Raw genomic sequence first — 13112 nt, 5'->3', positions numbered from 1 at the left:
TCACTGCGGTTAGCTTTGCACAAAATCGTTGTAAAAAGTACTATGACACCAACTGTCTCTATTGTAATTCCATGTTATAATCATGGAGCTTATCTGCAAGAGGCCATCGAGAGCATTGAGAAAAGTTCAGGAGGTACCTCTTTTGAGATTATTATTGTAGATGATGGCTCTACTGAGCCATCGACACTGGTTACTTTGCAGGAGCTTAAGGAAAAAGGCTATAACTTAATTCGTCAGAACAATCAAGGGTTGGCCGCTGCTAGAAATAATGGCATAGCAGCTGCTAAGGCCAACTATATTCTGCCTTTGGACAGTGATAATAAAGTTCATAGTAATTACTTAACGCAAGCTGTAGATATATTAGATCAAGATAGTTCAGTTGATGTGGTGTATGGCAACCCTATCTTCTTTGGGGATAGTGATAGAGGAGCAGGGTTGAGGCAAGTGGGTGAGTTTAGTTTTATAAAGATGCTTGATTGTAATTATATTGATGCTTGTGCATTGTATAGAAAGTCACTGTGGGAAAAGGTAGGTGGATATGATGGGAAGATGGCTTTTATGGGCCATGAGGATTGGGAAATTTGGATTAATATGTTTCTTTCAGGGGGGAAATTTCATTATTTAAATAAAGCATGCTTCTATTACAGAGTAGTTGCTAATTCTATGTCAGCATCTGATTCATATGAAGCATCAAAGCATATTGTTAATAAGGAGTATATCTACGGTAAACACCATTCAGGGATAATTAGTTATTTGCTTGATATTGCTAAAAAGTATGAATTTCATAATGCGTACCTTGAGAATAACAAATTAAAATTTATCATAAAGGTAGCTTTAGGTTATAATACATATTAGCTGTATTGTAAGTCAATACTTTGAATTTTAAATTTGCAAACTTGTCATGAGTAAGGTGTGCGTGGTTACTCCAGTATATAAAGATTTTGAAGATCTTGATAATACAGAGAAGATATCTTTTCTGCAAATGTGCAAAGTTCTATGTGCTTACGATATTTTCATAGTGACACATGCGAGTATTGACGTTGATAAGTATAGTGATCAAGTTGACTGCGTTATCAACTGCAAAATATTCGATAAAAGTTATTTTGCGGATATATCAGGTTATAATAAGCTTCTTATTGATATAAAGTTTTTCGGATCTTTCGAAGGATACGATTATATGCTAATTACTCAGTTAGATGTATTTGTTTTTAAAAATAATGTTAGCTTCTTTACTGATAAAGGTTATGATTATATTGGCGCGCCTTGGTTTGAAGGGTTTGGCACTGCTTCAAAAGACAGTAAGATAATTGGAATAGGTAACGGCGGTTTTTCTCTGCGGAATATCAATTCCTCTTTGGCTGTATTGAAATTGCTATCATTATTTAACATAACTTCAAGTAGTCCAGCAAGCCTGGTACAGGCGTTGAAGAATCCTATTACATTCTTGAAGGTAGCAAGGCATGAGATAATACGCACAAAGCGGAACTATTCCTCCATACTACCTTGGCTTTTCAACGAGAACGAAGATCTCTTCTGGTGCAAAGTAATACCTGCGTTTTTTCCCTGGTTTAAGGTTGGTAACGTTCAGGATGCTATTGCATTTGCTTTTGAAGTAAACGCTGACGTTTTATTTGCTATAAATGGAAACCAACTACCGATGGGGGCTCATGCTTGGCAAAAGTATAATGTTGGCTTTTGGAAGCCTTTCATCGAAAAATTCGGCTATACGCTTGAGTAGTAAATAGCCGATTCTGCAATTCCTCTTGTTGATTTAAAAAAAATGCTCTTTATAGTTTTGGTTTATTATATATGGTAATGACTTAAAAGTTCTTGATAAATACATTTTTATTATATACGATAAATTATTTTATGACATAAGTAGTTGTTCTTGTTTTATAGCTGTAGCTTATTCTAGTTATGGGTTTTAAGTTTATGTTTATAAGTTAAGGTTCGTATTTAGTCTATCTAAACAAGTACACGTGCGGGATTAGTATTACGTCATCATTTCAATTAGCTAGTTTTTGTATCTATTCTAAACGTGTATAAGTGTTGTGCAATTACTTCTGTACTGAAGTGAAATATATAGTTTGCTAAGCTGTACCGTTTAAGGTACTCTAGATATCGTATGAATAATTTGATAGAGAATATGTTAGATTATAGCAAGCAAACATGAAGTAGTATAGTAGGCCTAATCTGAACTAGATTATACGTTTAGCTAAAGCCCAGAAAGCACCTTGTATAAGAAAATTACTTATGATGTTGTTCAGGATTAGTCATGTGTATTGTTGTATAATGACTACAATTGGATGCATGCAGGTTTCTCAAGTACAGTAGATCACAGGCAGGCTCTAGTATTAGGCCTTATGAAAGGCAAAGTGTAGAAGTGTCTGATATTTGATTAGTAACTTGATTGTCTGCCTAATTGAATAGGTCGGTGATTATGTATGCAGTGATGACTAACAGCTACGATATATATAGAGTAGTGCTATAGCTTAGTTATATGAAAGCCTAGTATTGAATCATTGGCTACATTTGTAACTTGCTACTCTCTAGTATGAAATCACTGATGATAATAAATTCATACCCAAATCGCTGCGACTAACCAACGAGTTATTCCCTCACTCTATAAGTTGAAGGGACAGTAAGATTGGTACTGTAAGCTACGTGGCTGCATAAATACATGAATAAGACTATTTCTATAATTACGGTCAACTTTAATAATAAAGAAGGATTAGTAAAGACTCTTAGATCTGTTTTTGAACAGAGAAGGGATGTTTTTGAATATATAGTCGTTGATGGAGGATCGGCAGATGGTAGTATTGATATTATTAACGCTTATGCAGCTACTATAGATTATTGGTCTAGTGAGCCTGATACTGGCATATACAATGCCATGAATAAAGGAATTTCCAAAGCTACTGGTAATTATCTATTGTTTCTTAATAGCGGAGATTGCTTTTTTGATAAGAACACTATTGAAAACTGTTATAATTTTTTGATTGATAACCAAGAAGTCGATATTGTTTACGGAGACGTAATAGTAGATAAAGGTGTAACTATATGGAGATATCCGACGCAAATAACCTTCCCATATCTTCACGGATCGACTATCAATCATCAGGCTTCACTGATTAAAGCTAGCTTATTTAGTGAATTCGGACCCTATCCAGAGAAATACAGGCTTGCATCCGATTATTGGTTGTTTCTAATTGCCTTTTTGAACAACAAATGTTTCAAACATGTTAATATGTTTATGGTTGATTATGATTATGCTGGCATAAGTGCTGTAGATAATTTTTCTAAATATAACTCAGAAAGATTATCTATATGGAATACATTCGTACCGGAAAATATAAAAGTTCTTGTTACAGAGAATATTCTTATGAAAAATTTTATGCAGTATAAATTAGTTAAGCTCGGTATGAATTTGAATAAATTCTATCAGCAGATCTTCAAAAGGTAAAGTATCTCTTTCTGAAAACGTTCAACATGCCTCTTAGCTCACAAAATCAAAGAGCTGCTATAGCACCTCTGCCTGCAGGCGTAAGTAGGCCGCTTTGGTCAGTAATGATTCCGACATATAACTGTGCTAACTATCTACGGGAAACGTTGCAGAGCGTACTGGCGCAAGACCCTGGAGAAGATTTAATGCAAATTGAGGTCATTGATGATTATTCTACCAAAGATGATCCGGAGGCAGTCGTAGCAGAAATTGGTAGAGGGCGGGTGAAGTTTTTTCGTCAGTCGCAGAATGTGGGTCACACCCGTAATTTCGAAACATGTCTTCAGCGCTCAACCGGGCAGATCGTGCATCAGTTGCATGGCGATGATAGGGTGCTGCCTGGCTTTTACGAGGGTATGGGTAGTTTACTAGCTAACTATCCGGAAGCAGGTGCGGCCTTCTGCCGCTATGCCTATATCAATGAAAATGGCGTTCAAGATTCGGTAGCCGTTCCCGAAAGATCAACTGCTGGAATTCTGGATAATTGGCTTCTCACCATAGGGGGGCACCAGCGGATTCAAACTCCTTCGATTGTAGTAAGAAGAGCTGTATATGAAAACCTAGGTGGATTTGACCGGCGCTTATCTTGGACGGAGGATTGGGAGATGTGGGTGCGTATTGCAGCATCATACCCGGTTGCATATGAGCCAACTGTATTAGCTGAGTACCGGCGGCATCAATCCTCTAATACAGGGCAATATATTCGTAGCGGAGAAAATATGCGAGATGTCAAGCGTGCTATTGCAATTATTAACGAATATATGCCTGTAGACTACAAGAATACGCAATTGCGTGAGGCATTCGGGACTTACGCTAAGCTGGGCTTGATTACAGCATATGATCTTTTGCATCGTTTTCAAGATAAACAAGGTTCTAGAAATCAATTAAACGAAGCCTTTTCGATGAATAAAAATCCGTACTTCTTATTACGTTGCTTAAAACTGTACTTAGCTTTACTGTAATCAGTAGTTTACATAACTAGTTCACTATCAACATGGAGGCTATTCAAAGTAACTATCTTATAAAAGATGTATGTACTTTTCGCGAATCTGATTATATTAATAGAGTAGATAGATATTCTACAAAGTCAGCTTGCAGGAGAATATGAATTATATCTCTATTTTCAACTAAGTAAATGAAAAGGCAATGACTTAACCATTGCTGATACTGCTAAAAAGAAAATAGCTCTGTGCGTTGGTGATGAATCGTCGAGTGTCGCGTATTCCTTCTACGACAAGGTAGACTATATTTTTCGCACATACTTACCAGTCCGCTTCCATGGCCAAGGCAAGTTTAATCACTTGGCAGTTGGTCCTAGCACTCAGTTTGCCGCTACGGGTTTCAAAAGCTTTGAAACGAGGAAATATAACGTATTCTTTTCCGGAAATTTGCACCTAGGCCGTGCCAATCTTTATCGGGCCCTAACCGGTGCTCACTTAGTACCGTTCGCATTACTTCATCGGGGTAAAAAGCTGTTGGGTACTAGTTTTGATGCAACTTTCTCCAATTCTGTTATTCGATTTAGCACAGGTTTTCATAACGGCATTTCTCCAGATGAATATGCTGTGGTTATGCAAGATAGTAAGATTTGTCTGTGCCTAGCCGGGGTGGAAAACGCTGAGACCATGCGGCACTTCGAGGCTGCGCAGTTAGGCAATATTGTTGTTACTACACCTTTACCGGATGTACCTGTGCACAAAGATGCTCCATTTGTAATACTGCCTTCATGGCGTGAACTACACAAAACAATAAAGCATTTATTAGCCGAACCTACCCGTATGCTCGATCTTCACTATCAAACGCTACATTGGTGGCAAACGCAAGGGTCTTCAGAAGCAGTAGCCGCAGCTATTTATCAAGAAATACACGAATAAAGGGGAACTGCGCTCAAGGCATATTCAGCTTCAAGTAAAAGCTTCTAGGTTATCCTGCTGAGCCGGCTGAAGGGCGGTGGTCTAAGAGCTTGTGAGTCGGCGATTATGTTCGTCAACGACGAGCTGAATACGGGTTTGGTGCATGGTGAGTGAACGGCTGAACGAGCAGAAGCGGCGCACCAGGACGCTGCAGCGCTGGCGTAAGGAACAGTTAATGGCTTCGACGATGCTGGTTTGCCTGCTGCCTTTCTCACAGACCTGATGTGCTCGCTTCGGGAGTACGCCGTGGTAGGCCTGCAACTCGTCGGTGTAGTACCAGGTGGTGGTCCGGTACGGTCTAGGCAGGGCCTGCCACAAACGCTTCGCAGTGATTTGCCCGCGGCAGCCCAACACCCGGCTACGATGCGCCGGGTGCCACGCTCTACGGCCAGCCACAGCTATACTTTGCGCTGCTTGCGGCCCACAAAGGTCCACATTTCGTCCAGTTCCAGCTTTTTCACCCGCAAGGGCAAGCGGCAACTAGTCGGGGGCGTACGGGCTTTTTTGCCAGCTTGGCCACGGTCATACGCGCCACGCCTGTGAGCCGCACAATCGCCCGCTGCGAAACACACTTGAGCAGCAGTTTTTCCACTTGCGCGTACTGGGCCGCTTTGCGCGGAGCCGCCGGGGCAAACACAGCTTGGTGGCGGCAGGCCGTGCTCACGTCCTTGGCTTTGCCTTTGCTGCTGCCGTTCTTGCGTAAGGCACTGCTGCCGCACTTGGCACAAGCCACCGTAGTCTGAAGCATGCTCCTAACTAACCAAAAGCACCTTCTAGACCACCGCTAAAATTAGATATTCCATGACTATGGTTTAAGCAGATACCCTTTGTTCTGCCAACCTTTTGTTGAGAGAGTAGCCACTGCGAGATAAAGTAAAAGTATAGTTATTGTACCTATGAGAGTGTTGAGGCGCTAGATAATCCTTAGCTAAGCAGAGCCACGGTACATAGCTGCTATAGCTGGGCAAGTAGCTGTAGTTGATAACCAACCAGCGAAAACAAGTTAGCTAGGCAAAGGCTCGCTCCATCATTTATTCTTGGGCTAGGGCGCACAGCTGCGCAGCGTTAGAAGCAGGTTACTCAATACGCAACTCGTGCAGCTCACGGCAAATGCATCGCTGTAGAGAAAGAAGTGTCTGTCGTTCTACTTGGATTGATGAGTAGCAAAATCAGCGTACTATGAGGCTACCTTGATCATCAGCTGCATGCACTACGCCATCTAAATCTAGTCCCAAGTACTGGTAAGCAGGTAGCGTTTGCGCCCGTTGACACATCTGCCGATTTACGCCGCGGTGTTCATGAATACGTAAGGGTTGGGTATAAGAGGGTAGGCATGGCTTACTGTTCTTAGCTGAAGCAGTCAAGTTATTTGAGCACAGTATAAGGTTGAAGCCACAGTCCCGGTAGCTACCCGTGACAAAAACGATCTGTATAGCTGTCGGTTGAAGTTGAGCTTAAAGAATCTTGTTGTAACTTACTCACTCGTTTCTTCTATCCTCTCCTATAATGTACTCCTAATGCAATGCATCTTAAGGATGAACTTCAGGACCTCTCATTTTCTATCAATAAGTGTATCAGGGAGTAGATAACCTTTTATACTGATACTGATACTGAAGCATTGTAAGCGTAATCCAAACTTAGGCAAGCAGGATAGCAAACGAATAGTATTTATGCGATTGATAATGAAAATATACTTACAAATTAAGAGTCTTAAAAGCTAGGTGTGTTGGACAAGTAGATGTGGTTTATTTAACGTACATGGCAGGGAGTTTGCTGCCTGCCTGAGAACATTCTAAATACTTTCTCTATAAAAAAATTAATATACTCACTTAAATGAATATTAGTAAGGAGTCCACTAGGGAAATTAGTCATGAGAATAATTTCGATTTCTTAAGAATATTATTTGCTCTTTTTGTATTAATAACTCATTGTTATCCTTTGTCAGGTGTTCCTGAGGAAGATTTTCTATTTAAAATCAGTAATGGTCAGACAACCTTATCGTATGTTGGAGTGAGAGGATTCTTTATTATCAGCGGATACCTGATCATGAAGAGCCTTCTCAGAAGTGATGATTTATTCGACTTTTATTGGAAAAGGAGCCTTCGTATTTTTCCAGCTTTATGGGTGATCGTTATACTAAGTGTCATTGGTGGTTACTGGATTAGCTCAAAGAACGTAGTTCAGTATGTTACGGATAGTACTACTATTCGATACTTGTTAAGTAATTTAATATTAAAAGTTGAATATAATATAGATGGTGTGTTTGCTGCTAATCCATACCCTGAAGTGGTAAACGGGTCTCTTTGGACTATCCCATATGAGTTTATGTTTTATTGCGTGTTATCCTTGTTTTTTGGGATAAAAGATTTGCGTAATTTGTTCTTGAAGTATTTTTTAACCCTTTATGGATTATTTATTTTATATTATATTTATTTGTGGAATATAGGTGATAATATTAGATTTACAATCCCTTTTTATAATATTGATTCCAAAGTTATAGCTGAATTTGGCTTGTTTTTTTTCGCAGGGTCTGTACTTGTGTTATTTGATTTGCCATTTATAAAGTATAAAAATATCGTAATTTGCTCATCTGTAATTGTTATCATCTCTTCTCTGGTTTGGGGTGGGTTTTTCATAACTAAGTTTACTGCACTTCCTCTGCTAGTTATCTACTTTGGCATATCAAGAACTGGTGTTTTGTCTAAAATAAGAAAGTTTGGGGATCCTTCTTATGGATTATATTTATGGGGGTTCCCTGTACAGCAAACTATAGTGTATTTTTTCAAGCCAACTGTAGGTATGCTGATGTTGCTATCAATTCCGGTAGTTATTGTTTTAGCATATATCTCCTGGTTTTTAGTCGAGAAAAAGTTTATGAAAATCAAGAGTATATATCCAAAGGCTTACTCCGTTAAGCAGCTGGTATAGTTTATTTGCTTAATTTAGTTTGATTGATGAAGCTTTCTATCATAATCGTTAACTACAATACATATGACATGACCTGCCGGTGTATTGAATCAATATATCAGCAAGAGTTTGCTTATGAGTATGAGATAATACTAGTTGATAATGCTTCGCAAGAGTGTCCTGCCAAACAATTTAAAGACAGATTTCCTGCTATAACTCTCATTGAAAATCCTATAAATGGGGGATTTGCTCAGGGAAATAACCTTGCTATTGTACTAGCAAGAGGTGAATATATTTTATTGCTAAACTCAGATACTATTGTTGAAGAGAATGCTATTCAGCAGTGTGTGGATTATTTAAGTGACCCTGTCTTGTCTAAAGACACAGCGGCAGTAGGATGTAAACTATGCTACGAGAATGGTGTAGACCAAGTATCCTCTTTTGAATATAAAATAGGTTTGTGGTCGTCTCTGCTAGATAATACAATTGTTTATCAATTAGTAAAACTATTGGGGTTTGCTAAGTACAGGAATATGGAGTATGTAATGCAGCGGCATCAAACTACACATGATGTTCAAGCATTACTTGGTGCTTATATCTTGTGTAAGAGAGAAGTAATAGAAAAAGTAGGGATGCTAGATCCTGATTTTTTTATGTATTATGAAGAATTTGAGTGGTGTTATAGAATGCGGAAGGCTGGCTACCGCCTCCAATATCTTGCTAATACAAAAATTATTCATATTGGCGGAGGTACAAGCGCGAATACAACTAGCTTAAAGGGAGTAGGCTTGAATAAGCAGTTTGCCTTGTCTAAGCTATTGCTCATTTATAAAAGGTTTGGTGCGCCTGGCGTCTATTTGTATAATTGCATATTAACCTTCAATAAGGTCACTAACTACTTTATCAATTTGTTTAGGAGCGAACAAAAGAAAAATGCTCATCAAACTATTATAGAAGGATTTATATATGCTAAACGTTATCAAAGTGTTATGGTCAAATACTTTAGACCGGAATTTAGCTCAGCTAAGTTCCCTTTTAAGACGTCTTTAGTCGAAGAGCTGTACGAGAAGCAGAAAGTTAGTTGATATTTGTACTAGATGAAAATGCTTGTTGTCTTCTAGATAAAACCATGGAAAGTAAGTTGACGAGGATCAGTAGTAATTATCCGATCAGAGAAATATATAATTTTCGTGAATCGGGCTATATTGAAGCGGTACTCGACAAATTGGCAGATGCTCTTTCGGATGAATACGAGCTTTACTTGTATTTCAAACTAAGTAAATGGAAGGGTTTTGACTTAACTATAACGTCTCGTGATAAAAAGAAAGTTGTGCTATGCGTTGGGGACGAATCATGGGATGTATCTTACTCCTTTATAGATAAGGTTAATTATATCTTTCGAACATATTTACCAGCGCATCTGCACGGGCTAGGTAATCTTCACCATTTAGCTGTTGGCCCTAGTACGCTCTTTTCTGTTGAAGGTGTTAAGGATTTTTCGACAAGGAAGTACAACGTTTTCTTTTCTGGTAACCTGCATTTAGGTCGAGCAGATCTGTATCGTTGTTTAACCGGAGCTTGGATCTTGCCGTTCTTTCTATTGCACCGCATAAAGAAGGTGCTGGGAGTGAATTTTGATAAGACTTTTCCAGCTTCTATTATTCGATTTAGTACTGGTTTCCATAATGGTATTCAACCAGGTGAGTACGCGAGTATGATGCAGGATAGTAAGATTTGTCTTTGCCCAGCTGGAGTAGAGAATCCGGAGACAATGCGTCATTTTGAAGCTGCTCGGTTGGGTAATATTGTAGTTTCTGAACCGCTACCGAATGTGCCCGTGTACAAGAATGCGCCGTTTGTTATTTTGTCTTCCTGGCGTGAGTTGCATAAAACCATAAGAGGACTACTAGCCGAACCGGCTCGTATGCTTGATTTACACTATCAAACTTTGGAGTGGTGGCATACTCAAGCTTCCGCCGAAGCAGTTACAGCAGCCATATGTCAGACACTAGGCGTGTAGCTAGCACAAGCTAGTTTATCACTCGTGGTAGGCTTCTGTTCGTCCACAAGTAGTAGAGTCCGTTCGCTTGCGCTACGATAGCAAAGCAGAGGTCCTGACAACAAGCGACGATCATAATCGAGCCAAGTATGTACTTTTGGTGCTTGTTCTGTACATGCTGTGCAGATGCTACACAGCTTTTCTGAGTAGCTAAATGTGAAAAGCACAATTAATTACTTTGAAAAAAAAGCTCCGCATTGGTTTTCTGACCAGCACTGATCCTAAAAATCGGCGTTCTTGGTCGGGGCTGCACTATATGTTAGGGCAAACCTTGGAAAAGTATGTCGGTGAGGTGGAGTATCTTGGGCCTGTCTCGTTGCGGTACTTATTTGGCCTAGGTGACCGGCTTAATATAGCGATAGGTCGTTTCATGCAAGGCAAAAGATATCATTACAGCATAAGCGTATTGGTATCGAAGCTGTACGCCTATATTTTTCGCAAAAAGTTAAAAAACAAGCAGTTCGACCTGCTGTTTGCTCCAGCTGCCTATACCGAATTTGCCTATTTACATACAACTATTCCTGTCGTGTACTGCTGCGATTCAACAATCACACAATTGATTGATTATTATGAAGGCTTATCACGACTACTGCCAGTTTCCAAAAAAGAACTAGCCTATATTGAGCAGCGTGCCATTTCTAAAGCGAGCTTGCTGGTGTATTCGTCACAGTGGGCGGCTAATTCTGCCATACAAGACTATGGTGCTTCACCTGATAAGGTAGTGGTATTGCCATTTGGCGCGAACTTTCCAATAGTGCTACCTCGGGAACGAGTCATACGCCGCCAGCGGCGATCAGAATGTCAGTTGTTGTTTGTGGGGGTAGAATGGAAGCGCAAAGGGGGGGCAATTGCATTTGACACGCTAGTAGCACTGCGCCAGATGGGAGTGGACGCTTATTTAACAATTTGCGGTTGCACACCACCGGCTGGCTTTGAGCATGAGTGCCTAACTGTAATTCCATTCTTAGATAAGAATGACGAACAGCAGTTACAGCAAATGGTAGATTTATACCTGAATGCGGATTTTTTCTTGTTACCAACTCGGGCGGAGTGCGCGGCTATTGCTTTCTGCGAAGCTAGTTCGTTCGGAGTGCCTTCTTTTACAACGGATACAGGGGGTATTGCTGATTTTGTAGTCAATGGAGTAAATGGATATCAGCTTAGTTTGGAAGCCACAGGAGCTGATTTCGCCAAGCGCATCAAGGAGGTGTTTGAAAACGAAGCACTATATACTCAACTGCGTACCTCATCCCGAGACTTGTACGAGGCTAAACTTAATTGGCAGGCATGGGGTGCGGCTATGAAAGAAGTGCTGGAAAGTAGATATAAAACAAGGTTATCAAAGGAATAAACAGGGTTGAAAACTCTTCTCAGAAGCTAGTTCCGAACGTTGTGTTGCGCCTCCCGGAGCAGCTCTCTTACCTTGTAGGCCCTAACTATTGAAGGTACGCTTACACCCGAGCCGCCTCTTAGGGCTCATTACTATTATCCAAGCACCTGCTCTATGCGCATATTGATAACCGTTGAAGACCTTCGTATCGGAGGGGCTCAAACTTTCGCACTTCGTTTAGCCCAAGCTTTGTTCGAGGCAGGCCATCATGTCTGGCTATATGACATGTATTGGCAGTATACAGAGCATGATTTAGTACAGCGCCTGGCACCCGATGTAAAGCTGGTGCAGTACAAACCCACCTTTGACAAATTAGACACGCTGTTGTTACGCACGGATGACTGGTGGCAGCGCCATGGCTATGATATCAATTTACGTAATAAGAATTTGTGTCAGCATTTACGTAAGGTCATCAACGATAATAAGATAGAAGTTGTTAGCAGCAATACGTTCAAGTGTGATGCACTGCTAGCCCAAGTGTTGCAGTCCTTTCCGCACATCCCGCTGATTATAACGATGCACGGCGACTATGAACAGTTTTTGACTTTCTACCGGCAAAAACAGCGCTATGTCATTCCTGCTTATCTGAGGAAGCTAGCTCGTACGTTGGCGCGCGTTAATGGTGTTGCGTACTTATCGGAGCAGAACCTGGAAGCTGTGTACTTGAACAAACGGGTAAATGATCCGCTTAAGCTGCGTAAAATCTATAATGGTTTGGAGGGGCGTACATCAGCCGAAGCAGTCAACTACACGCGTCCAAAGTTAGGTATTACCGAAGATGCATTGGTATTTGGTATGGTCGCCCGGGGAGTGCCGGAGAAGGGATGGAAGCCAGTAATTCAAGCTTATCAGCGCCTACGTCAGCACACAAATAGACCACTGAATCTGGTATTGGTAGGGGCTAGTCCCTTCCTCACGCAGCTCAGCGAGGAGTACGGTACTGATGACAGCCTGCGCTTCCTGGGTTTCGTTAATAATCCGATTGATTGTGTCAGATCATTTGACGTAGGCATCTTAGCTTCTTCTTTAAAAGAAAGTCTACCCAATTCGATTGCTGAATACCTCTTTTGTGGTAAAGCGGTTATTTCCACCGACGTAGGTGAGATTCAGCAGATGATTCTGACGGATGAAGGACAAGCCGCTGGCTTGCTAATTGACTTTCCGGCACAGGGGCTAGCCGATCCAGACCAGCTTTATGCGGCTATGCAGCGTTATGCAACGGAGCCGGATTTGCTGGCTAGTCATCAAAGGCTAGCTACTCAGGCTTTCGCTAAGTTTGATATGAGCCATTGTCTAGCAGCATACGTTGGTTTATACCAAGAGTGCATTCAAAGTATGTAG

12 protein-coding genes are annotated in these 13112 nt (G+C 40.7%); 10 read left to right on the top strand and 2 right to left on the bottom strand.

The window, feature by feature from the left end; translation table 11 throughout:
• Window positions 1–15 precede the first annotated feature (15 nt).
• The 5 genes from SD425_RS20515 to SD425_RS20495 all read left to right on the top strand — a co-directional run bounded on the left by SD425_RS20515 (window position 16) and on the right by SD425_RS20495 (window position 5376).
• Entirely contained in the window at window positions 16–855 is an 840-nt protein-coding gene (locus tag SD425_RS20515) for a glycosyltransferase family A protein (protein WP_324671902.1), read from the top strand.
• Window positions 856–916: 61 nt separating this feature from the next.
• On the top strand, window positions 917–1738 hold the full coding sequence (locus SD425_RS20510; protein ID WP_324671901.1) for a DUF5672 family protein: 822 nt from the start codon (window positions 917–919) through the stop codon (window positions 1736–1738).
• A gap of 942 nt (window positions 1739–2680) precedes the next feature.
• Window positions 2681–3463, top strand: a complete 783-nt coding sequence (locus SD425_RS20505) for a glycosyltransferase family 2 protein (RefSeq protein ID WP_324671900.1) — start codon at window positions 2681–2683, stop codon at window positions 3461–3463.
• Between the two features lie 104 nt (window positions 3464–3567).
• Window positions 3568–4464: a glycosyltransferase family 2 protein gene (locus tag SD425_RS20500; RefSeq protein WP_324671899.1), complete on the top strand. Its 897-nt coding sequence runs from the start codon at window positions 3568–3570 to the stop codon at window positions 4462–4464.
• A gap of 339 nt (window positions 4465–4803) precedes the next feature.
• Window positions 4804–5376 (top strand): hypothetical protein, encoded by a 573-nt coding sequence (locus SD425_RS20495; RefSeq protein WP_324671898.1) that lies wholly within the window; start codon window positions 4804–4806, stop codon window positions 5374–5376.
• An 81-nt stretch (window positions 5377–5457) separates the two neighbouring features.
• Here the strand turns inward: SD425_RS20495 and SD425_RS20490 are convergent, their stop codons facing one another.
• Complete coding sequence (locus tag SD425_RS20490) at window positions 5458–5811, bottom strand: IS1 family transposase (RefSeq protein WP_324671897.1); 354 nt, start codon at window positions 5809–5811, stop codon at window positions 5458–5460.
• Window positions 5812–5872: 61 nt separating this feature from the next.
• A complete protein-coding gene (locus SD425_RS20485; RefSeq protein ID WP_324671896.1) occupies window positions 5873–6163 on the bottom strand; it encodes a hypothetical protein in 291 nt (96 codons plus the stop codon).
• Between the two features lie 1085 nt (window positions 6164–7248).
• Between SD425_RS20485 and SD425_RS20480 the strand changes: the two genes are divergently transcribed.
• The 5 genes from SD425_RS20480 (at window position 7249) to SD425_RS20460 (ending at window position 13112) form a co-directional block, all read left to right on the top strand.
• Complete coding sequence (locus SD425_RS20480; protein WP_324671895.1) at window positions 7249–8343, top strand: acyltransferase; 1095 nt, start codon at window positions 7249–7251, stop codon at window positions 8341–8343.
• 26 nt (window positions 8344–8369) lie between these two features.
• Window positions 8370–9407 (top strand): glycosyltransferase family 2 protein, encoded by a 1038-nt coding sequence (locus tag SD425_RS20475; protein WP_324671894.1) that lies wholly within the window; start codon window positions 8370–8372, stop codon window positions 9405–9407.
• 44 nt (window positions 9408–9451) lie between these two features.
• A complete protein-coding gene (locus tag SD425_RS20470) occupies window positions 9452–10342 on the top strand; it encodes a hypothetical protein (protein WP_324671893.1) in 891 nt (296 codons plus the stop codon).
• 217 nt (window positions 10343–10559) lie between these two features.
• Window positions 10560–11732: a glycosyltransferase family 4 protein gene (locus SD425_RS20465; protein WP_324671892.1), complete on the top strand. Its 1173-nt coding sequence runs from the start codon at window positions 10560–10562 to the stop codon at window positions 11730–11732.
• Window positions 11733–11885: 153 nt separating this feature from the next.
• Window positions 11886–13112: a glycosyltransferase family 4 protein gene (locus tag SD425_RS20460; protein ID WP_324671891.1), complete on the top strand. Its 1227-nt coding sequence runs from the start codon at window positions 11886–11888 to the stop codon at window positions 13110–13112.

Origin of the sequence: Hymenobacter sp. GOD-10R, from assembly GCF_035609205.1 — a bacterium.
Taxonomy (GTDB): domain Bacteria; phylum Bacteroidota; class Bacteroidia; order Cytophagales; family Hymenobacteraceae; genus Hymenobacter.
Note: the sequence above shows the minus strand (reverse complement) of the source record. Positions and strands in the feature narration are given on the sequence as shown.

What these genes read in the sequence shown, in the direction of transcription:
- SD425_RS20485 (WP_324671896.1), bottom strand. Translation starts at nt 6,163, where the DNA reads ATGCTTCAGACTACGGTGGCTTGTGCCAAGTGCGGCAGCAGTGCCTTA.
- SD425_RS20505 (WP_324671900.1), top strand. Translation starts at nt 2,681, where the DNA reads ATGAATAAGACTATTTCTATAATTACGGTCAACTTTAATAATAAAGAA.
- SD425_RS20460 (WP_324671891.1), top strand. Translation starts at nt 11,886, where the DNA reads ATGCGCATATTGATAACCGTTGAAGACCTTCGTATCGGAGGGGCTCAA.
- SD425_RS20470 (WP_324671893.1), top strand. Translation starts at nt 9,452, where the DNA reads ATGGAAAGTAAGTTGACGAGGATCAGTAGTAATTATCCGATCAGAGAA.
- SD425_RS20475 (WP_324671894.1), top strand. Translation starts at nt 8,370, where the DNA reads ATGAAGCTTTCTATCATAATCGTTAACTACAATACATATGACATGACC.
- SD425_RS20500 (WP_324671899.1), top strand. Translation starts at nt 3,568, where the DNA reads ATGATTCCGACATATAACTGTGCTAACTATCTACGGGAAACGTTGCAG.
- SD425_RS20480 (WP_324671895.1), top strand. Translation starts at nt 7,249, where the DNA reads ATGAATATTAGTAAGGAGTCCACTAGGGAAATTAGTCATGAGAATAAT.